At 43.9% G+C, this 22,263-nt stretch carries 20 protein-coding genes; 15 read left to right on the top strand and 5 right to left on the bottom strand.

Translation table 11 applies throughout. The features are described from left to right. The first annotated feature begins 73 nt into the window (after positions 1-73). Positions 74-1,576, top strand: a complete 1,503-nt coding sequence (locus tag ACAM39_RS07785) for an anthranilate synthase component I family protein (RefSeq protein ID WP_369627257.1) — start codon at positions 74-76, stop codon at positions 1,574-1,576. Between the two features lie 2 nt (positions 1,577-1,578). On the opposite strand, the gene ACAM39_RS07780 is transcribed toward ACAM39_RS07785, so the two are convergent. Further along, entirely contained in the window at positions 1,579-1,830 is a 252-nt protein-coding gene (locus tag ACAM39_RS07780; protein ID WP_369627256.1) for a hypothetical protein, read from the bottom strand. 5 nt (positions 1,831-1,835) lie between these two features. Next, positions 1,836-2,960: a histidinol-phosphate transaminase gene (hisC, locus tag ACAM39_RS07775; protein WP_369627255.1), complete on the bottom strand. Its 1,125-nt coding sequence runs from the start codon at positions 2,958-2,960 to the stop codon at positions 1,836-1,838. A gap of 363 nt (positions 2,961-3,323) precedes the next feature. Between hisC and ACAM39_RS07770 the strand changes: the two genes are divergently transcribed. Next, positions 3,324-4,610 (top strand): MFS transporter, encoded by a 1,287-nt coding sequence (locus ACAM39_RS07770; protein ID WP_369627254.1) that lies wholly within the window; start codon positions 3,324-3,326, stop codon positions 4,608-4,610. A 286-nt stretch (positions 4,611-4,896) separates the two neighbouring features. Further along, entirely contained in the window at positions 4,897-5,445 is a 549-nt protein-coding gene (locus tag ACAM39_RS07765; RefSeq protein WP_007116475.1) for a ferritin, read from the top strand. A gap of 101 nt (positions 5,446-5,546) precedes the next feature. Here ACAM39_RS07765 and lon read toward each other — a convergent pair whose 3' ends face one another. The 3 genes from lon to ACAM39_RS07750 all read right to left on the bottom strand — a co-directional run bounded on the left by lon (position 5,547) and on the right by ACAM39_RS07750 (position 9,355). After that, complete coding sequence (gene lon, locus ACAM39_RS07760; protein WP_369627253.1) at positions 5,547-8,027, bottom strand: endopeptidase La; 2,481 nt, start codon at positions 8,025-8,027, stop codon at positions 5,547-5,549. A 506-nt stretch (positions 8,028-8,533) separates the two neighbouring features. Next, on the bottom strand, positions 8,534-8,734 hold the full coding sequence (locus tag ACAM39_RS07755) for a hypothetical protein (protein ID WP_369627252.1): 201 nt from the start codon (positions 8,732-8,734) through the stop codon (positions 8,534-8,536). Positions 8,735-8,749: 15 nt separating this feature from the next. Then, a complete protein-coding gene (locus ACAM39_RS07750; protein WP_369627251.1) occupies positions 8,750-9,355 on the bottom strand; it encodes a 5-formyltetrahydrofolate cyclo-ligase in 606 nt (201 codons plus the stop codon). 470 nt (positions 9,356-9,825) lie between these two features. Here ACAM39_RS07750 and ACAM39_RS07745 point away from each other — a divergent pair, with 470 nt between their 5' ends. From ACAM39_RS07745 to ACAM39_RS07690, 12 genes are all read left to right on the top strand, one after another. Continuing rightward, complete coding sequence (locus ACAM39_RS07745; protein ID WP_369627250.1) at positions 9,826-10,809, top strand: AraC family transcriptional regulator; 984 nt, start codon at positions 9,826-9,828, stop codon at positions 10,807-10,809. A 218-nt stretch (positions 10,810-11,027) separates the two neighbouring features. Beyond that, positions 11,028-11,924, top strand: coding sequence for a hypothetical protein (locus tag ACAM39_RS07740; protein WP_369627249.1), 897 nt, complete (start codon positions 11,028-11,030; stop codon positions 11,922-11,924). Between the two features lie 27 nt (positions 11,925-11,951). Continuing rightward, positions 11,952-13,157, top strand: a complete 1,206-nt coding sequence (gspF, locus tag ACAM39_RS07735; protein ID WP_369627248.1) for a type II secretion system inner membrane protein GspF — start codon at positions 11,952-11,954, stop codon at positions 13,155-13,157. A gap of 126 nt (positions 13,158-13,283) precedes the next feature. Beyond that, positions 13,284-13,733 carry a type II secretion system major pseudopilin GspG gene (gspG, locus tag ACAM39_RS07730; RefSeq protein ID WP_060994583.1) on the top strand — a complete coding sequence of 150 codons (450 nt, stop codon included), beginning with the start codon at positions 13,284-13,286 and terminating at the stop codon, positions 13,731-13,733. 164 nt (positions 13,734-13,897) lie between these two features. Continuing rightward, positions 13,898-16,087, top strand: coding sequence for a cytochrome c biogenesis protein CcdA (locus ACAM39_RS07725; protein WP_369627247.1), 2,190 nt, complete (start codon positions 13,898-13,900; stop codon positions 16,085-16,087). 102 nt (positions 16,088-16,189) lie between these two features. Beyond that, complete coding sequence (locus ACAM39_RS07720; protein ID WP_369627246.1) at positions 16,190-16,783, top strand: DUF3465 domain-containing protein; 594 nt, start codon at positions 16,190-16,192, stop codon at positions 16,781-16,783. Positions 16,784-16,938: 155 nt separating this feature from the next. Further along, positions 16,939-18,204: a phospholipase A gene (locus ACAM39_RS07715; protein ID WP_369627245.1), complete on the top strand. Its 1,266-nt coding sequence runs from the start codon at positions 16,939-16,941 to the stop codon at positions 18,202-18,204. An 8-nt stretch (positions 18,205-18,212) separates the two neighbouring features. Then, complete coding sequence (locus ACAM39_RS07710; RefSeq protein ID WP_369627244.1) at positions 18,213-18,956, top strand: ComF family protein; 744 nt, start codon at positions 18,213-18,215, stop codon at positions 18,954-18,956. Positions 18,957-19,281: 325 nt separating this feature from the next. Further along, positions 19,282-19,824 (top strand): GspH/FimT family pseudopilin, encoded by a 543-nt coding sequence (locus ACAM39_RS07705; RefSeq protein WP_369627243.1) that lies wholly within the window; start codon positions 19,282-19,284, stop codon positions 19,822-19,824. Then, positions 19,821-20,432, top strand: a complete 612-nt coding sequence (gene pilV, locus ACAM39_RS07700; RefSeq protein WP_369627242.1) for a type IV pilus modification protein PilV — start codon at positions 19,821-19,823, stop codon at positions 20,430-20,432. The genes ACAM39_RS07705 and pilV overlap by 4 nt, the downstream gene beginning before the upstream one ends. Further along, positions 20,432-21,358 carry a PilW family protein gene (locus tag ACAM39_RS07695; protein WP_369627241.1) on the top strand — a complete coding sequence of 309 codons (927 nt, stop codon included), beginning with the start codon at positions 20,432-20,434 and terminating at the stop codon, positions 21,356-21,358. The genes pilV and ACAM39_RS07695 overlap by 1 nt, the downstream gene beginning before the upstream one ends. A gap of 3 nt (positions 21,359-21,361) precedes the next feature. Next, on the top strand, positions 21,362-22,240 hold the full coding sequence (locus tag ACAM39_RS07690; protein ID WP_369627240.1) for a pilus assembly PilX family protein: 879 nt from the start codon (positions 21,362-21,364) through the stop codon (positions 22,238-22,240). Positions 22,241-22,263: the final 23 nt, after the last annotated feature.

Below are 22,263 nucleotides of genomic sequence, written 5' to 3'. Positions count from 1 at the left end.
GGCGATGACAGTTACCCGATTGTCATCACTTTTTTGACGCTAAATATAATCATAAAGGTAAAGCATGTACCCAATGCCAAGTTTACAACATCTTGCGCCCTGTCAACTCATCACCCTGTTACAGCAGTTTAATACGACAAATAATCATGCAATCTATCCGATTTGGCTCAATAACGAGGGTCAAAATGTTATCGGTTTATTGCCAAAAACGATTTTTGAAATACATTCTCAAAATCAGTTATATCAGCTTATCCAAAAGCAACGGCAAAATTGCTCATTCGATGATTTTGGGTACTGTGATAGCGTGATTAACACTGGTGCTGATAATGCGACTAATACTGCCACTAATAGGGGAGCTAAGGGTGTTGATATTGGCGAATTAACTGCTGTGCTTGAGGCTTACCAATACCAGCAGCTATCATCTAGGCAGTCTGCTAGCCAACATACGGCTAATGTGGGCTATCAAGATGGCTTAATGGGATTTATTAGCTACGATTTATCAGCGCATCATTTAGCAAATGCAAACCACGTGCAAGCAAGTGCAACTCACGGGGAAGCCAGTTACTTAACGCCCCATCAGCCGCAGCTATTTTTGGGACATTATGATATTTATTTGACCTTTGAAAATAATCATTGGCAACTACATGCAACCACACAAGAAGCCATTGAGCAAATGGATGTGATTCAACATTGGCTGACGCAAACGTTAACCGTTGAAAATAAGCCTGTTGTTAACCCTATAATGCTGCAGCCAATTTGGAAAACTAGCGATTATGAACACGCTTTTTACAAAGTCCAAGACTACCTAACAGCAGGCGACTGTTACCAGATTAATCTTACTCAGTGCTGGCAAGGTAAGTTATCCAATCAGCAGTTGGTCGATTATCTGCCAAGCTTGCATCAATCCACCCAGGCGCCATTTGCAGGATATCTAGCACTCGGCAATTATGAGTTACTAAGCTGCTCGCCCGAATTGTTTTTTACCTTTGCCAACAATCCCCAAGGCGAAAATTGCATTATTACCAAACCCATCAAAGGCACGCGCCCACGCGGACAAAACGTAGCCGCTGACCAAGCCAATAAAAATGAACTTGCCAGCAGCGAAAAAGACATCGCCGAAAATGTCATGATTGTCGATTTGCTGCGCAATGATTTGGGCAAATATGCCAAGACTGGGACGGTAAAAGTCCCAAAACTGTTTGATATCGAAAGTTTTAGCAATGTGCACCATATGGTGAGTACCATCACCGCCACCCTCAAAGACAACATCAGCCCTTGGACGGTATTGTTTGAAAGTCTGCCGGCTGGCTCAATTACCGGTACACCCAAAAAGCGCGCGGTAGAAATCATCAATGAGTTGGAAGCCAAACCGCGCGGGGCGTATTGTGGCACGATGGGGTATCTCAATTTTGATGGCACAGGGCAATGGAATGTGCTGATTCGTACGCTACAAGCTTTAGATAATAATGTCAGTCTGTGGGCAGGCGGCGGCATCACGATTGCGTCAGACTGTGATGCAGAATACCAAGAATGTTTTGATAAAGTAGGAAATTTACTAAAAATATTGTACCAGTAAAGTTACAACAACCTGCCATCAAGTGCGGTATTGAGTTCAGCTGCACTGATGGGCGCGCTTTCGCCCTCAAATGGATTAAACACTAGGTCAATATCATAAAAGGCGATATGGGTATCCACAATCGCCAATTTTTTGCGACCCAGTTGCTGGCTAAATGCCAATAACTGTGCTTGATGAGCAAAGCGATAAGTCACCACCTCGCCTGTTTCGATATTTTGGCATTTGATAAAAAACTGAATGCTAGGGTCACTCACAGCGGTCAAACCAAATTTGTTAAGGTATCTAGTAAGCGCTGATTTTGTTCTGCCGTGCCGATGGTGATACGCAAATAATTGCTAATTTTTGGTTTGTTAAAATGACGAACAATCACCCCTTGCGCCCGCAGTTTCTCAAATACCTGTATGGTGTCCCCCATCGAAGCAGGTGGTTTGGCAAACACAAAGTTGGCTTGTGAAGGCAAGACAGTAAAGCCTAATTGGGTCAAAGCTTGAGTGACATCATGGCGTAGTGCGATGACTTTTTGGTTGCAGGCAACAAAATAATCGTTATCTTGTAAGCTAGCAACCGCGCCTGCTTGGGCAAGACGGTCTAGGGGATAGCTGTTAAAACTATTTTTATACCGATTTAACGCTTCAATCAGTGAGTGATTGGCAAACGCCATGCCGACACGTAGCCCTGCTAATGAGCGGGACTTTGAAAAGGTTTGGGTTACCACTAAGTTATCATATTTATCAATCAGACTGACCGCAGAGGCATTGGGTGTGTCTGCAAAATCAATATACGCTTCATCAATCACAATGACCGCATTGCGATGTTCTTGTAGCATTTTTTCGATATCCGCCAGCGGCAAAAGCACCCCAGTTGGCGCATTGGGATTGGCAATAATAATGCCACTACACGGGCGGCGATAGTCATCGACATCAATGCTAAAATCGGCTTTGAGCGCAATGGTCACCAAATCCACGTGGAAAGTATCGGCATACACAGGATAAAAACTGTAACCAATATCAGGGGTTAATACCGAACGGTCTTTGACAAAAAAACAAGCAAAAATATGCGCCAAAACTTCATCAGAACCATTGCCGACAAAAATTTGATTGGGGGCTACCTGATAAACTTGCGCCATCACCGCACGCAGCTCATCTGATTCTGGGGCGGGGTAGCGCTTTAAATGATCGGCTTGATTGAGCAAAACTTGTGCGATGGCTTCAGCGACTTTGGGAGAGGGTGGAAAAGGATTTTCATTGGTATTAAGCTTACACAGATTGTCATGCTTGGGCTGTTCACCCGGAGTGTAGGGCGTTAGGTTGCGAATCAAGGTGCTCCACAGTCGAGTGTTAATTTCGGGCGTTGCATCTGCGTTTGAAGTAAGCGTATCCACCATGACAAATCCTTACAAGATAATCAATGTGTTAAATCAATGTGGCCAATCAATTTGCTAAGTCAATTTACCAAATCAAATTACCAAGTCAATGCGCCAAAGACTGGCACAAAAAATACATAGTAGCATAAATTGGTTAAAAATTTATCCATCGTAGCCCACTGATATCATAAAATTTGGGCTAACGGTTGAGCAAAACGGATAGACAGTGAATTTTTAGCCGTTATGTGAATAAACCGTGCGCTGGCTTGGCGAATGTGTTAAAAGATAACCTTTTAACTCAAGCCCGTTAACTCAAGCTCGTTAAAATAAGCTTATTAAATCACCCTTGCTAATAGATTACCTAGTTAAAACTTTGGAAGATGTATGAAATTCTCAGCGTCGCAATCGAGCCAGTCGAATATTCACCCTGCTGCTAACGCGTCTCAGATTTCGGTAGCGACTGCCCCGACCAAGGCATTGATTGTCACGGTAGTCCTTGCCATTTTACTACTGGCTATCAATATGCGCGCGCCCATTATTGGGTTTGGTGCGGTGGCAAAGCTGGTTCAGCAGGATTTGGGATTAACGACCAAAACCATTGGTTTGATTGGTACGATTCCTGTCATGGCATTTGCATCGAGTTCGTTTGTTGCGCCTATGCTGTCACGGCGTATTGGGTTGGAAAACACCATGATTTTGGCAACCAGTTTGCTTGCTATCGGTATTTTTGTGCGGGTGGCGCATCCGCAATTAGGGTTTTTGCTAGCGGGCACGGTGCTGCTATCGTTGGCGATTTCACTCGGCAATGTATTAATCCCTGCCGTCATCAAAAAATATACCCCCAATCACATTGGGCTTGTGATGGGAAGCTACTCGATGTTTTTGTCGGTGTTTGCTGGCTTTGCGTCAGGCATTGCGATGTGGCTTGTCAGCTTGTCCAACTGGCAGTTTGCATTGGGGGTATGGGGCTGGGTCTCCGTGGCAGCGGTAGCAGCTTGGCTCATAGTCGCTCATTTGCGGCTTGGGCAAAAAATTAGCACCCATGATGCTAATATCATCAACCAAGCGGTTGCCCAAGCAGGACAACCCAGCCGAAAATCAGTCTGGAAAATCCCGATGGCGTGGTGGATTAGTGCGTTTATGGGTTTGCAATCACTACTTTATTATACGCTCGCCAGTTTTTTACCGTCGTTACTCATTGATAAAGGGCTGAGCAAAGCGCAAGCAGGCAACGTGGGCATGGTGTTTCAATTGGTCGCTTTTCCTTCAATTTTACTGTTGACCAAATGGGTTTCTAGCCAGTGGGATTTACGCACGTTAGCGTTGCTTGCCGCAGTGGGAAACTTGGTGGGTGTGTTTGGCTTTGGGTTTTTGCCCCTGCAAGGCTGGGTATGGGTTTGGAGTATCGCATCTGGCTTTGGATGTGGGGTGATTTTCACCTTATGTATGATGATTTTTACCTTAAAATCAAAGGATAGTCAACAAGCCGCTGAACTGTCAGGGATGGCACAAACCGTGGGTTATAGCATCGCCATAACCGGTCCGATTGTGACAGGGTGGCTTAAAGACTTGAGTCATACTTGGACGCTATCGATGGGATTTCTAACGATTTTAATGGTGATTAATTGTGTGTTTAGTTGGTTGGCAACGCAAAACAAAGCGATTGAATAGCGAGGAAAAATTTGCGGTGACCTTGCGCATTTTACCCCGTGTTTTTATGTTAAAGGCTTGTGTATCTTTCAGCTAAATTGAGTAAAAAATCCTGTTTATTGTCAGCTTTTTATCTATACTGTGAGCGTCATTACCAATGCAATTGACGGCAAACAACGGCAATAGTATTGGTAATGCTTTATTTTTATCTTTAACAACTATATAGCCAATCTTGAGATAACGTTGTCTAGTCAAGATTAGCCATCTTATAAAATTAGCCACAAAAAAATCATCAGAGGAAAATAATATGTCAAACGATAAACGTATTTCAGATGCAATGGAACAAGCGTTAAACAAACAAATGATGGAAGAAGCCACACAAGCGCAGGCGTATATTGCGCTAGGCAGCTGGGCGGAAGTGAACAATTACCCAGGTATTGCAGATTTTTTCTACAAGCATTCGGCTGAAGAACGTAACCATATGTTCAAATTTTTAGCCTATATCAATGAGCGTGGTGGCGAAGCTAAAATCGAAGCGATTCCTGCACCGCGTGACAACCCTGTCAGTCTTGAAACCTGCATCGAAGACGTTTGGCAACATGAGTTAGAAAATTCAAAAAAAATCTATGCACTTGTGGATCAAGCCATGGCAGAGCGCGATTGGGCAACGTTTAATTTCTTACAATGGTTTGTCAAAGAACAAATCGAAGAAGAAGCGTTAATCAATAACCTACGTGATAAATTTGCCTTGGCATCAAAAGATAAGGCGGATAACCAAAACTTCTATGAGTTGGATAAAGACATGGCATCAGCCTCCCAAGAAGGTGATTTGCCACGGGAAAAATCGGTGGAATAATTTTTGCCTGTATAAAAAAAGCTGAGAATCAATCTCAGCTTTTTTTTACTTCATTATTTTTAATTTCAGTTTTTACTTCAGTGTCAGCTTAGCTTTTTAAACTAGTTTTTTAAACTAATATCACTGGCATCGACTGGCAGTTGATTGGGTTTTAACGCCACAGGCTGTGATACCAAAGCGGCTTTAAATACTTCATCAATCGTTTCTACTGGCTGGATGCTTAAGCCTTGTTTGACATTGTCAGGAATATCAATCAAGTCACGCTCATTGGATTTCGGAATCAACACGTGTTTGATACCGCCACGATGCGCTGCAAGCAGTTTTTCCTTCAAACCACCGATACGCAGCACTTTGCCACGCAAAGTAACTTCGCCTGTCATGGCAATATCGGGGCGGATGGCAATACCTGTCATCGCAGAGGCTAACGCAAGCGTTAACGCAATACCCGCGGATGGACCGTCTTTAGGGGTCGCACCTTCTGGCATATGCACGTGGATATCTGTGCCTTTGAGCTTATCGTAGCTGACGCCTAAGCTATCAGCACGGGCACGAACTACCGTCATCGCCGCACGAATTGACTCTTTCATCACATCGCCCAATGAGCCAGTAAAGCTAAGCTCGCCTTTACCTTGCACCGCAACTGCTTCAATGGTCAACAGCTCACCACCGACTTGTGTCCAAGCCAAACCTGTGACACGACCGACTTCAGGTTCTTGCTCCGCCAAGCCATAATCGAATTGGTATACACCCAAGTAATCAGCGACGTTCGAACTATCGACCGTTAGTTTGTGTGTCGCGGTTTTATCTTCCGCTTTGTCTTTGCCCGATGATTCAACATTTTGTTTCACCACTTTGCGGGCGATTTTGTTGATTTCACGTTCAAGGTTACGCACACCTGCTTCACGGGTATAACGCTGTACAATCGCTTTGAGTGCCTCATCGGTGATATCAATTTCAGTATCACTTAAGCCGTTTTGCTTGATGGCTTTTGGTACTAAGTATTTATCCGCGATGCTGATTTTTTCATCTTCAGTATAACCTGGCAGACGAATCACTTCCATACGGTCAAGTAGCGCAGGCGGGATATCCATACTATTGGCGGTACAGATAAACATCACTTGTGATAAGTCCAAATCCATATCCAAGTAGTGATCGTTAAAGCTATGATTTTGCGATGGGTCTAACACTTCAAGCAGCGCTGAAGCAGGGTCACCACGAAAATCTTGCGCCATTTTATCGATTTCATCGAGTAAGAATAGCGGATTTTTCACCCCCACTTTTGAAAGTGATTGTACGATTTTACCTGGCATAGCACCGATATAGGTACGTCGGTGCCCACGAATTTCGGCTTCATCTCGCACGCCGCCCAATGCCATACGGATAAACTCACGACCTGTCGCACGGGCAATGGACTCACCTAAAGAAGTTTTACCCACCCCAGGCGGACCTACTAAGCAAAGAATCGGACCTTTTAAGGTATCCACGCGAGATTGCACTGCCAAGAACTCCAAGATACGATCTTTGACGTCTTGTAAACCATAATGGTCAGTGTCAAGCACGTCATGGGCTTTATTGAGGTCGATTGAGACATCACTGGTTTTGTTCCAAGGCGTATCTAAAATCCACTCGACATAGTTACGTACGACCGATGATTCAGAAGAGGCAGCAGGCATGGTTTTGAGTTTACGAAACTCATTTTCTGCTTTTTTACGCACTGCTTCTGGCAAATCAGCTTCCGCTAAACGTTTTTCTAGCTCAGCAATGTCGTCATCGTCATAATTTTCACCACGTTCTTCATGAAGGTCAGAAAGCTCAGATTTTATCGCTTTCATTTTTTCATTTAAGAAATACTCGCGCTGGTTGTTTTCCATCTGGCGACGGACCGCTTCTTGTAATTCTTGCTCGATATTGTGCTCGGCACTTTGCTGAAGCAAATAGTCTGACAACGCTTTGATATGCGCCGTCAAATCATCGACTTCCAAAAAGTTTTGTTTAATCGATAAATTGAGTGAGACACGCGTCGCAATGAAATATACCAACTCTTCAAGTTGGGTAATGCGCTCAGCCACACGAATCAACTCGCGTGAGTTACGTAGGCGATTTTCTGCATATTTGCTAAACAAAGCAACTAACGCTTCTTTGTGCGATTTTTGCGTTTTAGCGGTCATATTGACGGTGATGGGCGCTTTTTCAAAATCGGCCAGTAATACCGCTTCTTCCTCATCGGTGTCTTGAATGTCGACCAATTTGGCACGGTACAGACCTTCAATCAGCACTTTGATGCAATTTTCGTCATTTTCATGTGGCATGGTATTGACGACACGGCACACCGTACCATATTCGAATAGATTACTGGCATCAATATCTTCAGATAGTGAATCTTTTTGTGCCACCACCAATACTTTATTGTCGAATTCATTCTGCGCAAGCTCGACTGCTTTGACTGAGGGCGTACGACCCACAAATAAAGCAATTTGCATTTGTGGATACACCACAACGTCACGTAAAGCTAACAATGGTAGCGTCGTGACTTCTTGCGACTCAGATGATTCTGGGTTTGTCATTAAAACATCATCTTGCATATACTATGTCCCCTTAAATAACACAACAAGCAACTGACCATTTGTGAGCAAATGATGGCTTGCTGATAGACTTAAAAATATAAATGGCGTCAATGCAAAAAATTGCAAGGCTAGCGATTCAAAGGGAAAAAAAGAATATATGAAGGGATTTAAAAGGCTAAAAATTGTGGTGGCTAAGGCAATTTTCTAGCTCGGCATAGCAAAAAGACATTTAAAATAAGAGTCAAGATAATTAAAAAAAGCCCAAATTTGACGCTTGAAGGAAAAATATCTAGCATGGCGCTATAATCTTCAATTATTAAACGCTTGTATTGGGCATAAAGCTCAAACCAAATCGCCAAAGTGCAAGCTGTCATACTGACAAAGATTATCAAACTAAAACAAGCATCACCTAGCCAACGCTTCAGCAAAACAGGTTGTGTTAATCCCAGTAGCGGCAACAACCAAGCCAACAATCCCAATAATATACTAATCATAAAGTCACTCTAATATTGATTCATTACTGCCTAGAAGTCGTCCAAGTCTTCAGAATTCACTCGGGTAAAGGCATCAGCTTGGGTTAAAAGTTGCGTTAATCTAGCGGGATTCATGACACTGGCAATTTCTGCATCGCTTAATTCATTAAGATTTTCAGTTAATTTGGCATTATTAGTTGGTGAATCTGAAGCGGTAGTTGGAAAGCTGTCATTGTTTTTTTTATCGTTCATCTAATTATTATCCATTCATTCTTTAGACACCAAATAGCGTCTAAATAACCATAGTTTACTCGGCGTGATGAGGGCATCAAGCGTGATATCCCAAGGATTAGCATTTAATTTTTCAACCAATTGAAAATCATAAGCCCAGCCAATTTTAAGCGGTTTGCTTTTAACCTTGGCTAAGGTGCGGTCATAGTAACCGCCACCCATCCCCATACGATTGCCAATTTTATCCGCTGCCACTAGCGGCATAAACAATACATCAAGCGCCGCTACGTTAAGCATTTTTCCTTTCTCAGGTTGGCGCATACCCAGTGGGTGTTTGGGTAGGCGAGATTGTCGCCAAGTTTTTTGGCTAAATTGGATAAATACAAGCGGCTGATGTTTGCCAGTGACGACAGGTAAATAAATACGATAACCGCGCTGTCTTGCCCAATCCATCAGCGGTTGGGTAGGCATCTCCCCAAAGGCATCTGCAAAAATCCCGACCTTGACGTTTTTGCCAGTTAAAGCAGGATGCTGTAGTCGGTTTAAACTTCGTCGTGCTTGATAAGCGGCGCGATTACGGTGGCGCTTGGATAAGTGTAGACGTTGCTGACGTAACTGTTTACGCAAGTGATGAGCATTCATAGATTCATAGCGATGATGTAATGGTTATAGATTATAGTTAAGCCATTGATAATAAAGCATGATAATAAATTAAAATCAAAAAAAAGCCAAATGGCTGATTTGGCTAATTAGGTTTAGCTGCTTAGCTATTTATTCACTTATTTATTTGCTTAGACACCCAAACATCCTACCGCTACTGTATAACCGATAACAAGTGCATACTATCTGTGACCACAATCTTTAAAATCTTTGTAAAATAAAGCATTTTTGCGGCCTGTAACACTGAATTTTAGTAGTCCTACAGACTCAAACTTAACTAGCAGCGCCTTCAAAAGATGATATGATTGCTGACAATGAGAATGACGGTTTATGTATACGTCTTTAAATTTTTATCTCAAGTCCAATTACCAAAGTTTGACTTGTAAGTTAGCTCGTTTGTAGTTTATGTTGCATTTTTTTAAATTGCTGTATTGATAACTTAGGAAAAATTCATGGATGCACTCAGTATGTTGCTTGAAGATATACATTTGTATCAAACTCAGTATCACTATATACACGCCACTGGGGAGTGGTCGTTTGAGTTAGATAAAAAAGATTGTATCGTGTTTTATTTGATTACCACAGGTGGGATTAGTATTAAGGTCGATGATGTGTATCGCAACGCACGCGCGCGCGATGTGGTCATGGTGCCAGGCGGCAAAAAACACCTTATTTGTGGTGTGGGGCAATCTGATGTTCCATCAATTGACATTGCCCCGTTATTAACTAGCCAAACTGTTGAAACTATCCACTTGGGTAAACCCGCCATTCATAGCAAAGGTGATGAGCCAGCGCAAACAACTGAAATGGTCGCGATTGTGTGCCATTACGATCGAGAGATTACGCGCCCGTTACTAAGCGCTTTACCAAAAATTTTGCCAGAAAGCGAATCAAACGATGAGCAAAAAATGATTATGCTTGATTTGGGTGTCAAAATTTTGGCATTAGAGTCTGAGCAGAACCGACTTGGCAAAATAACCATTATCAATCGTATCGCCAGTATTTTGATGATTGAGTGTGTACGCAACTATATTGAGGATTTGCCCGAAGCGACAGATAATTGGCTAAAAGCTGTGAAAGACCCTTACCTTGCCAAAGCATTAGCAGTCATGCATGATCGACCCGAGACCAATTGGACCATTCATAAGTTAGCCGAGGTCGCAGGGATGTCACGCAGTAGTTTTGCCGAGCATTTTCGTGAAGTGGTGGGGGTGCCGCCGTTGACTTATTTAACCGACTATCGACTTCGTCTTGCGGCGCGGTATTTGCGGCTACAAGAAAATAGCATCAGCCGTATCAGTGAGTTAGTGGGTTATGCCTCCGATAGTACCTTTAGCCAAGCATTCAAACGCGTCTATAAAATGTCACCAAGAAAATATCGCCAGTCGTTTCGAATCGATGGTGTGCATTTTGCTGACAGCTTGAGCGAGCAATAAGTCGGTAGTCGAGTACCCTAATTAACCACAAAAAAGCAGGTTTGCTGCGGTTTTGTGGTTATTGCCACTTTTATAGTAAGCTTTATGTCTTAGAGCGAATTTTATCGCAACGAAGAATGACCAGTCTATTTTCATAGCAATATCTGTTAGGTTATGTCGATAGGGGTATGATATAGTGACAAGCACTGTCCCATATTTTATCAGCTGCGATTGCCAACATGGAAACTTCAACTACCAAAGGTCAACCTGTCGAAGCACATGGCTTGCACATCAAGCCCAATCCAGAACACCCTGCGATGGACCATCGTGGTGTTAACCCAATGGATGTTACCAGTCAATGCACCGCCGTGTTTCATGCACAAGAAAACGCAGTGACCCAGTATTTTGAGCACTCCCAACCCCATCAACTGTTATTTTATATTTCCAGTAAAAAATCCCAGTTTATTGAAACTAAAAAATTGCAAGTCGCCAAATATTTGAACATGCGCGATAATGTTGGGCTGATGCAACTGCAGCATTTGTTCAATAATTTACATATCGTCGATGATTTGGTGATGTCCATTAGCCATTATTTGCCGCCGCAGCGACCGATTGGTTGGCAGATTGTCAGCCAAAACAAAAATTTAATGAACCTACCAACCGTAGGCTTGCTGCCATCATCCGCTGAATTTCGCGGTCTTGAGCATAGTTTGGCGGCGACCGTGATTGAGTTTTTGGGGGTGGCATGCTATCACAATGACCGGGGTTATTTTGTGGGGCATATTCTAGGTTATCTATTTAGTTGTTATTATTTTGCCCATCTCGGTGTCAACTATTCAGTCACGCCATTAAAAGAGGCGGCGATTCCCAATTACCCTTACCAAGTCATCAATGTGGCAGAATTGGTGAGACTATTGCAATCACTCGATGAGTCGCTCAAAGCGCAAGTTTATCAATTAGCCATCTATTGTGCGCAAATCAGTGAATACGCTGTTGACAAACGAATCGAGAAAATGCTGATTACCGAGGTCAATAGCTTTAACAAACAAGACTTGCGTGATGAGCTATCGGTATTGGTACAATATGATTCCAATGAAAACGAGTCTTTATTTCAGCCTATTAAGCCTTTAAAATAACGCTAATCTTACCCGTTGGGAACTCACATGCCCGCATTTCAGTATAAAGCCATGGATACCCAAGGCAAGTCACATCAAGGTATTCTTGAAGCCGATTCTGCTAGGCTAATCCGCCAACAACTGCGTGATAAAAATTTACTGCCTGTCGAAGTCTCACCTGTACAAAAAACCGATGTCAATCGCAACCGATTGTGGCAAAAAGGGGTGGGCGCCTATGATTTGGCATTAATCACCCGCCAATTGTCGGTGTTGTTGGCAGCGTCGATACCGATAGAACAAGCGTTGCAAGCGATTGCCAAACAAAGCGAAAAACCGCATGTCAAAGCGTTGATGCATGGCGTGCGTGCCAAAGTATTGGAAGGCTATAGCCTGGCGAGTGCGCTACAAGACTCTGGTAATTTTCCAGCGATTTATATTGCCACCATTGCCGCAGGTGAGCGCTCAGGGCATTTGGATTTGATTTTAAATCAGTTAGCCGATTACACTGAAAATCGCTTTGCCATGCAAAAAAAGGTACAAGGCGCGATGGTGTATCCGATAATTTTGCTGGTGATGGCGGTGGCAGTGGTGGTGGGCTTGATGAGCTTTGTCGTGCCAAAAATTGTCAAAGTGTTTGAACAATCCGAGCAAGCGCTGCCATGGATTACCCAAGTGGTGTTGGCACTGTCTAATATTTTAACCCAATGGTGGTGGCTGATATTAGGCGGGCTAATCGGTGCGGTTTTTTTATTTGTAAAGTTTATTAAAACGGCGGCAGGTAAAGCCACTTTTGACCAAGTTGTCTTGCGGTTGCCGGTGTTTGGCAGATTATCGCGAAATCTGAACGCATCACGTTTTGCCAGTACGTTAGCGATTTTGGTGCGTTCAGGGGTACCGTTGGTGGAAGCACTGGCCATCGGCGCGGCAGTCACCACCAATACCCATATCAAACATACCATCGCGCGCGCCACAGAAAAAGTCACCGAAGGCGCGAGCCTATCAAGCCAGCTTGAGCGCAGTAATTATTTTCCGCCGATGATGGTACAAATGATTAAAAGTGGCGAGAACTCAGGCGAGCTTGATGACATGCTGACGCGTGCAGCAGCGATGCAGCAAAATGAAGCCACCAATATGATTAGCACGCTATTGTCACTACTTGAGCCGCTGATGTTGGTGCTGATGGGGGTGATTGTCATGACCATTGTGATGGCAGTGATGCTACCGATTATCAATATGAATGATTTGGCAGGCTAAACCCCAAAACCGCCAAATAATTAATGGCTAAATAATCCGACAAAATTAACCAAATCGGTATGCAAATTGTCAAAAAAGCCGTGTAAAATCCTAACACCTTATCAAAAAGCGCTAAAAATCTAAAAAATGGAAATTCGTATGTGTTGTGCTCATGTATCAAAAAATCGTCAAGCGGGTTTTACCTTAATTGAAGTCATGGTGGTGATTGTCATTTTGGCAATTTTGGCAGGTCTTGTGGTGCCCAAAGTGGTGGGTCAAAGTGACAAAGCCCGCGTCAAAACCACCGAAACGGCTTTATCCACCACCTCAAATGCCATTGATATGTTTAAAGTGGACAATGGTCGCTATCCCACTACCCAAGAAGGATTGGAAGCCTTAAATAAGCCACCACAAGGTGCCAAAAACTGGCCAGAGGGCGGGTATATTAAAGGCGGTTTCCCGAAAGATGGCTGGGATAATGACCTACAATACGTTATTCCAGGTACAGAAGGCAGAACCTATGATTTATTTTCATTGGGGGCTGATGGCAAAGAAGGCGGCGAAGGACAAGACGCAGACATTTTTGCTAAGTTATAAGTTTGGTGTTTTCACTGGGTTAACAAAATCAGAGTCACGCACTCTGATTTTTTTGCTAGGTTTTTGGGCGGGGATTGGCTAAAATTAGCCGTCATAGTATAATTACGTGGCTTAAAACGTATAAATTTAAAACGTATAAATTTAGAACATATGAGAAGTTGTCTTTGAAAAATATATCCCCTATGCCTACGCCCCTGTGTTGTTTTCGAACCGTGAGTCGTCATGTCTCTTTGCTTGGCACGCTACTGGCTGTCACTAGCCTTACTATGCCAAGCGCCCAAGCGATTAGTTTAAGCGAGATTTTTGGCGGCAGTGACAATCCCAGCTTGACCGCCAAAGACAAGCCGCTACCGGTGCATGAGGCTTTTAAAGTCTATACTGAGCAAAAAGGGCAAGTAGTGACCATTCATGTGGATGTCAAAGCAGGCTATTATGCGTATCGGGATAAATTAACCTTACAATTGCCTGACGGGGTAACAGCGACGCCGCTACAATTTAGTGCAGCACCGACCTATGTGGATGACCCAGATTTTGGTCGGGTGCCTGTGTTTGAACACCCCTTTACTGCCACAACCACCTTGAGCGCGGATAAAGCAATCACCTCGCAACCTGCTACGGTCAAATGGCAAGGCTGTGCCAAAATAGGGCTTTGTTATCCCCCAGAAAAGACCAAATTTGTCATCACCCAATTGGCCGCTTCTACCAAAAATGGCGCAAAAAAATCAGACGCAATGACGTCAAAAACGGCCCAAGCAAAAGTCACCAATACTGTGGCGACGACCAGCGATGCCGCCCAGACAACGACTCAGCAATCTGCTAGCTTGACCCCTGCTAAAACCGTCAATGAGGCAACTAGTACACCGTCTGCCATCGATGCGCTGTCCAGTGGCACTACAGACGCAGCGGGGCAGCAAGTCGCATTGACCCCAGTGACCGATGCTTCAGCCACCGATGTCTTAACCACAGGGCAGTTAACCGCATCCGCTCCTGTCGTATCTATGGCATCGTCTCAACCTGTCCAAACAACTGTCATGACTGAACCCGCGGCTTTATCGGCGGCGGTGGCAACGAGTTTGACGGCTAGCGCTAGCAATCAAGATATTTTTGGATTGACCAAACATAGCGGTGTTGCGTTATTGCTGTTGTTTTTAGCGGGACTGGGGTTAGCTTTTACCCCTTGTGTGTTACCCATGCTGCCGATTGTAGCCAATATCGTTGCCCGTCAACATCGTCCATCCGCCAAAAAAGGGTTGTTACTCACGGGCAGTTATGGCGTGGGTGTTGCGACCAGTTATGGCATTTTGGGCGCAGTGGTGGCGTTATTTGGGCAATCTTTGGGTATACTAAACTGGCTACAAAACCCTGTCATTTTATTGGTTTTTGCAGGGTTATTTATCCTGCTTGGACTCTACATGTTGGATGTCATTCGCTGGCAATTGCCGCATGCGCTGCGTGTTAAGTTCCAAAAAATCAGCCAAATTGGGGAAAATCGGCTCGGTACCTTAAGTGGTAGTTATTTGACGGGCTTGTTTTCTGCACTGGTTGTCTCCCCTTGTGTGTCGGCACCCCTTGCAGGCGCGTTGGCAGGCGTGGCAGCACTGGGTGATCCTGTGATGGGGTTTGCCGCATTGTTTTTATTGGGGCTTGGGCTATCCACACCGCTCATTTTACTGGGCGCCACTCAAGGTAATTTTATGCCAAAAGCAGGCGAGTGGATGAACTGGGTCAAAACCAGTTTTGGTTTGCTGTTATTTGGCGTCGCTTTATTGATGATAGAGCGTATATGGCTATCAAGCGGGATGCTGATGCTATGGGCGCTGTGGTTTGCTGTGATTGGCTTATGGCTGTGGCGCTGGCAGGGCAAAAAAGGTCAATTACTCACTCAAGCACTAGCATTGCTAGCATGGATTTGGTCAGCCTGTCTTGTGATAGGCACTGCCTCAGGTAGTCAAGATAGTTGGCAGCCGCTTAACAAGCTTGTGAATACCTCAGGGCAATCGGCATTAACGGCAACAAAGACCACCCAAACGATTACAATCACTAAACTGTCAGAGCTTGAACCCTTGCTTACGCAATATCCAAAGCTAGTCGTCGATGTCACCGCAGAGTGGTGCATTGAATGTCGTATCATGGATAAAACACTTTTTGCCAACCCCCCGCAAAGTTTAGCCAGCTGGCAAGTTGTCAAACTCGATGTGACTGACAATACGGCGGATAGCCAAGCAATCTATAAAAAACTAGCCGTGTTCGGTCCGCCTGTATTGTTGTTTTACCAAAACGGTCAACTGGTAGCAAGACAAAACGGTGCAGTCAAACGCTCTGATTTTGAGCAACTTTTGTCCCAATTAAATTAACTCTAAACTCAGTTAAAGAAAATTCAGTTCAAGAAAACTCAGTTCAAGAAAACTTAGTCAAATGATTCATTGACCCATTCAACCATAAAGGTTAAATAAAAATTGAACTATCACTTAGCAAAGTCTATAGCCATCCCGTTAACTTTCGGGGTGCTAATTTTTGTCACTGGGTGTTCCCATGAAGGCAATGCCGACCAACAGCCAAGCCAAAATAAAAGCCAAAACCAAAGCGGAAATAGCCAGTTAGCAAACCCAAATTCACCGTTAGTGGACTCAAAGTCCAATCAACAGACGGCTAAAAATTCAGCAAGTTATACTGACAAAAAACGTCAGGCAACAAATATTCAATGTAACAACGCCGTCATTAATCAAGCTTATCAAGCCAAAAATCCCAGCGTTAAACGACAGGTATTAGGGTGTGGTACGGTGATTAAAGTGCTAAAAGACGATAATGAGGGTAGCCGCCATCAAAAGCTTTTGGTCAAAATTGATAACTACCCAAACATCACGGTGTTAATTGCCCATAATATTGATTTGGCACCGCGCATCGAGGGTATTCAAGCCAACAATCCCATTCGTTTTTATGGTGAATATATTTATAACAACAAAGGTGGCGTTGTACATTGGACACATCGTGACCCTGCTAGCCGTCATCAAGACGGTTGGCTTGAGTATAAAGGTAGGCAGTATCAATAGAATTACTAATACAAGCACCAATAGAAATACCAGTAATTGACGAGCTAATAATTGATTGGAACTTTACTTTACTGTTAAAAATTATTATGCATTTGTTAACTATTTGTCATCAATTTTTGCTATCATGAACGATATTTTTGTAAGAAGGTCAACCTATGTCACAGCTTACGCTTTACCGTACCTCTTTATCGCTTGCTATACTAGCCACACTAACAGTTACAGCAACGGCGCACGCAAAAACTTCAACAAAATCTTCAACAAGAGCTTCAACAAAAACTTTAATAGAAACAACCGTTATCCCTGTCGACCAACAAACGCTGCTAACCTGTTCAAAAATCACTGATAATGTCGCGCGTTTAGCTTGTTTTGACAAGATAAGCGTTGGTAAAATCGAACCTGAAGCCAAGGCGCCCCTTGATATTGCCAAAACCTTGGAAGTAAGTATCAAAGAAGGTAAAGCAATACCAGTGTTAGCCGTGGATCAAACGACAACCGTCACGACCTCCACTAAAAACGAGCAAAAAAAACTGGATTACTTGGTACCCAACAAGCAAGACAAAACCATCTTAAAACAAGTGGGGGTGACTGCAACGGATGTGGAAAAATATACGCCACTGAGTGTGTTATATGACTTGGATAAAAATGATCCCAAAGGGATACTGACGATACGTCCGCATTTGCCCATGTATGTCATGCCGCTTTGGTACAACGCGACGCCAAACTATGATATTCATTCACCCACCCAAGATCATGTTCGCGCATCGAAAGATTATTTGCAGCACTTAGATAGCAAGCTGCAAATTTCAATGAAAACCAAGCTTGCCCAAGATGTGTTCGATACCAATGCCGATGTTTGGCTTGGCTATACCCAGCAGTCTTATTGGCAAGTGTACAATGGTAAAAGTTCAAGACCTTTTCGCAGCTCAGATTACCAACCAGAGATATTTTTGACACAGCCTATCAAGGGTAATCTGCCTGGGAATGGGTCATTAAGACTGTTGGGCGCAGGTCTAGTGCATGAATCAAATGGACAGTCAGACCCGTTATCCCGTTCTTGGAATCGTATCTATGCGATGGCAGGAACGGAGTGGGGCAAACTCACCGTGATTCCAAGACTGTGGCTAATCGCAAATGAGAACAGTAAAGACTCGGATAACCCAGATATTGGGGATTACATGGGCTATGGCGATGTGCGTTGGTTGTATCCGCTCAATGACCAAAGCACAGTCGGGGGTGTGATGCGTTATAATCCAAGTACCAATAAAGGCGCTATACAGGTGGATTATGCCTATCCATTGACAGGCGGTATGAAAGCGATTTTACAAGTATTCCATGGCTATGGTGAAAACATCCAAGACTATAATCACAAGAGCACCAATATCGGTATTGGTATCATGTTCAATGATTTTAAAGGGCTTTAACTGCGGCTATGGCAATCGTAGCCCCCTTGCCTTGGTGGCGATTGCCCTTTGCCATGGCGTTAGTGTATCAAGCAAAAGTTCATCACCGTTGCCAACTATGTGGCATCAATGATTGCGCTGCAGCAGGCTTTGATAACTTAGCACCGCGTCATCATGACCATTGGTTCAATCGACAGCAATTTCTTTGTCAGCCATGCCATAGCCAGTTCGAATGGTCAGCGTCATGCTTTAATTTGCAACTTAAGCAAACGTCACTGCGTGGCGTAGCCAGCGGCTACTATCAATATCCGCTCAATCAAATCATGCTTGGGTATAAAAATGGGCAGCAGTTACATCATCTGCCTGTTTTGGTTCAGGCTATCAGACAACTGCATATTCCTAAAGGTTGTCATTCAAAAAACTCTTTAATCGTTAAAGTACCAACAAGTTTACAGCGCATTAGGCAACGCGGCTTCGATCCGCTTGCCATTTTAACCGCTTATCTAAGCTTTCACTGGCAAATCCCTGTTTTTACGGGTGTGCAGCGACTCGAGCGACCTCACCAGCAGGGTCTAAGCCGAGAGGAGCGTTTAGATAATATCAAAGATGCGTTTTCCCTAACAGATATGCCCCCTAGCAAAAATTTGATTTTGTTTGATGATGTGGTCACCACAGGTGCCACCCTGTCTGAATTGGCTAATCTACTCACAAATTATTACCCATCTGCCCATATCCATGCGTATTCAGTCTTGCATGGTAAGGTTTTGCATTAGGTTCTGCTTGTGTGTTTGGCGAGTAAAGTGGCACTGCCATACCGTTAAAGCTCGCAGATAAAGGCGGGCTACCAGTGGGCTGTTGGAGGGGTTTTCTAAAGTATTCTATTCAAACTTGATTTGATAATACGTGAGTGACCTTTTGTCCTAATTCACTTAGCAACGATAAGTGGTTGAGTTAAATTACCGTTAGTAAACTTTAGGTACGACAATTAACAAAAATACTAAGATAATAGGTATATTTTTTGCTTTAATGTTAAAATGGTTTGTGCTAGTAAACATGGTATGATAGGTCGTTTATTAAGGGGTATGAATGGGTATCGTGATGAAAGCTTTGAACAGACAGTATCATCGTAACCAAGGTCGTGACCAAGGTTTTACGCTGATTGAGCTTGTCATCACCATTGCGATTATCGCTATCATTGCCGCGATGGCAGCGCCTAGTATGCAAAAACAGATACGACAAGCGAAAACGAAAGATGCCGCAAACATCATTGAAGCTGCGCTAAAAGATGCAAGAACCCAAGCAATGATTGCTCAGCGATCTACTAGGGTAGTGCTAACCAACAGCTCATCAAGCAAAAAAATTACCGTACTGTATGTAAAAAGGTCGGCAACAGATGCCGATGAAATGCTGTCTGATTATAAGCTAGACAAAAAATTGACGATTACCGCTAACCCCACTGCCTTAACTGCAGTTAGTTTTACCCCTTACAAAAAGGCTTACCAAGGGGACACGGGAACAGGGACTCTTACAGATAGCTCGACCAATTTTTCAGTGTGTTATGGCGCTGGGTCTGATAAATATACCATTACGGTTGATGCGAGCAGTAATATTGTCACTAGCAAAAATGGGACATGTTCATGAATTCACAAAAAGGCATTGGCTTAATAGAAGTACTGGTAGCATTGATGTTGTTAGCAATCGCGGTGCTTGGATTCACTGCGATGCAGATGACCGCAGTCAAAGCCACCGATGAGAGTTTGATGCGTACCCGAGCATTAACGGTACTGCGTGGTGCAGCCGAGATGATGCGAGCGAATATAGATGGCATACCCGCATTCAAAACAGCGATTAACGGCACCGCCACCACACTCACCAATACAGATACTAGCGATGTGGCTATCACCAAAGATAGTTGCATGACAGGGGGTACGCCTGAGTCTTGTACGATTAAGCAACTGGCAGTAAAAGACGCCTTAACCGTCAAGCAATACGCCACAGACAATGGCTTGAACGTGGGTATGGCAACTTGCCCTACCAAACGCACGACAACTACTAACGCTAGTGGTGTTACCACAACGATTAGTGGGGTGGGACAAGACCGCCAATGCCTGATTGCCGCTTGGGGCGATACCGACCCGATTTTTTTGGATGAACCTGTTGCGTCCGATACGACTAAAGACAAACCCTGCGCTAATGAAGATGCGGTCTATAATTTTGGTGCACAATGCTTCATTATGGAGGCATACTGATGATATCAAATTATCGTTCCACTTCAGGCTTTACTTTGATAGAGCTAATGATTTCATTGGTATTGGGGCTGCTGATTTCTGCTGCGGTGATACAAGTATACCTAACGAATACCAAAACCGCCTCAACCCAAAAAAGTGGCAGCGAGCTACAAGAGGCAAGCGTTTTTGGTTTGCAGCAGCTAGAGAGCCATTTGCGATTGGCAAACTTGGGCAATTCAGTAACCTCTATTACCGATACAACGGCGGGTGGTGGCATCGTATTATCACTACAAAATATCCGAGTAACTGACACCGCCTATAGTCCTTTTTTGACCCACACTGCAGGCGACACAGGTTTTACCAGTGTGTCTAATATCACAGGGATCAATAGCGACCAGTTAACGATTCAATTTAAAAATACCACGGGTGTAAAAATTCCTGATTGTGAAAGTGCCGATGTGGAATTGGGTCATACTGTAATTGAACGGTATTTTATTAGAAGTTCAAGTACAACAGGTCAAGGGCTGTTGCTAGCTTGCGATGCGGGTAGGGTTACAACTGCAGGCATTACTGGTTTGAGTGCGAACTATCAAAGTGGTGGCAGCGAGATAATCTTAGGGGTAGACCAATTCAAAATCTTGTTGGGTATCCAAACTGACGCACCTAGTTATGCTGGGTTGATGCGCTACCTGACCGCCAGTGAGTATTTAGCATTGTCTGGTACCAAACCGCCCATTACCGCAGTCAAAATTGGGCTAATTGTCCGAGGTAGTTCACCTGTGATCGGTAGTGATGTCGCGACCAGTTTTAAGTTATTAGGTGCAACTCAGCCATTAAAATCAGGACAGCCTAAACTGGTACGTACTACCTATGAATCTACGACCTTATTGAGAAACGCGCGAGTTATCAATATTGACACCAGTACGACATTAACTGCGGGGAGTTAGCCAATGAGCAATCCAATCCTATCGATCAGCACGCAATCCGCGCTTATCCGCCCAACAAACAAGGCACATAATTTGCCATCTCATCAACGCGGCGCAGCGCTCATTGTAGTATTGATGTTTTTGGTGCTCATCCTGTTGGCAGGCGCGATAGCGGTGCGTCAAAGTACCACGGATCTCAGAACTGCCACCGCTGACCAAATCAATACCTTGTTGCTACAATCAGCCGATAGTGGCAATCAAAAGTTAGAGGCGATGGTGAATGCCAATCCTAATTCACAGGCATATAAAGATATCACGAGCGTGTCAGGGGCTATCGGGCATTTTTTACTCAATTCAGACAATGCTACCAACGAATTTATCTACTGCTATAATCCGCGGGAAAAAAAATACCTGGCCAAAAACGCTACCATCCTAAAAAAAGGCGGTGGCTACTGGAGTGGGCGTAACAGTGGCTACTGTGACTATACCAGTGCCGATAGCTATAATAGTGATAGACAAACCTCAATGACCCAGATGAATATTGCGGTCACCCCACCTGAAACCGATGCTGAACCATTTTCACAAATGGTGATGGGAAAAGAAGTAGAAAACCGCACCAGTAAAAAGTTCAAGTTCGACATTCGCGCCACTGCAGCCTTACCTGCGTATGCAGAGCCTAAGGTGGGTTCTGATAAGTGCTTTGAACAAACCGCTATCCAAGACAATGTTAGTTCAGGAAAATATTCTCTGATTGAGTGTATGCGTAAAGCCAACACCCCAAGCAAGATGCTTTACGAGCAAGCGGATGTCGAGAATACTTCAAGCTCAACCAACTGTATTCCGTTCGGCAAAGGTACAGAGAGATTATCGTCAAAATGCACTTTAACCTCATCAGGTAGATAAGGTTTATTAAGATAAAAAATAAT

This window comes from Moraxella sp. K02, from assembly GCF_041154755.1.
Lineage (GTDB): Bacteria > Pseudomonadota > Gammaproteobacteria > Pseudomonadales > Moraxellaceae > Faucicola.
Note: the sequence above shows the minus strand (reverse complement) of the source record. Positions and strands in the feature narration are given on the sequence as shown.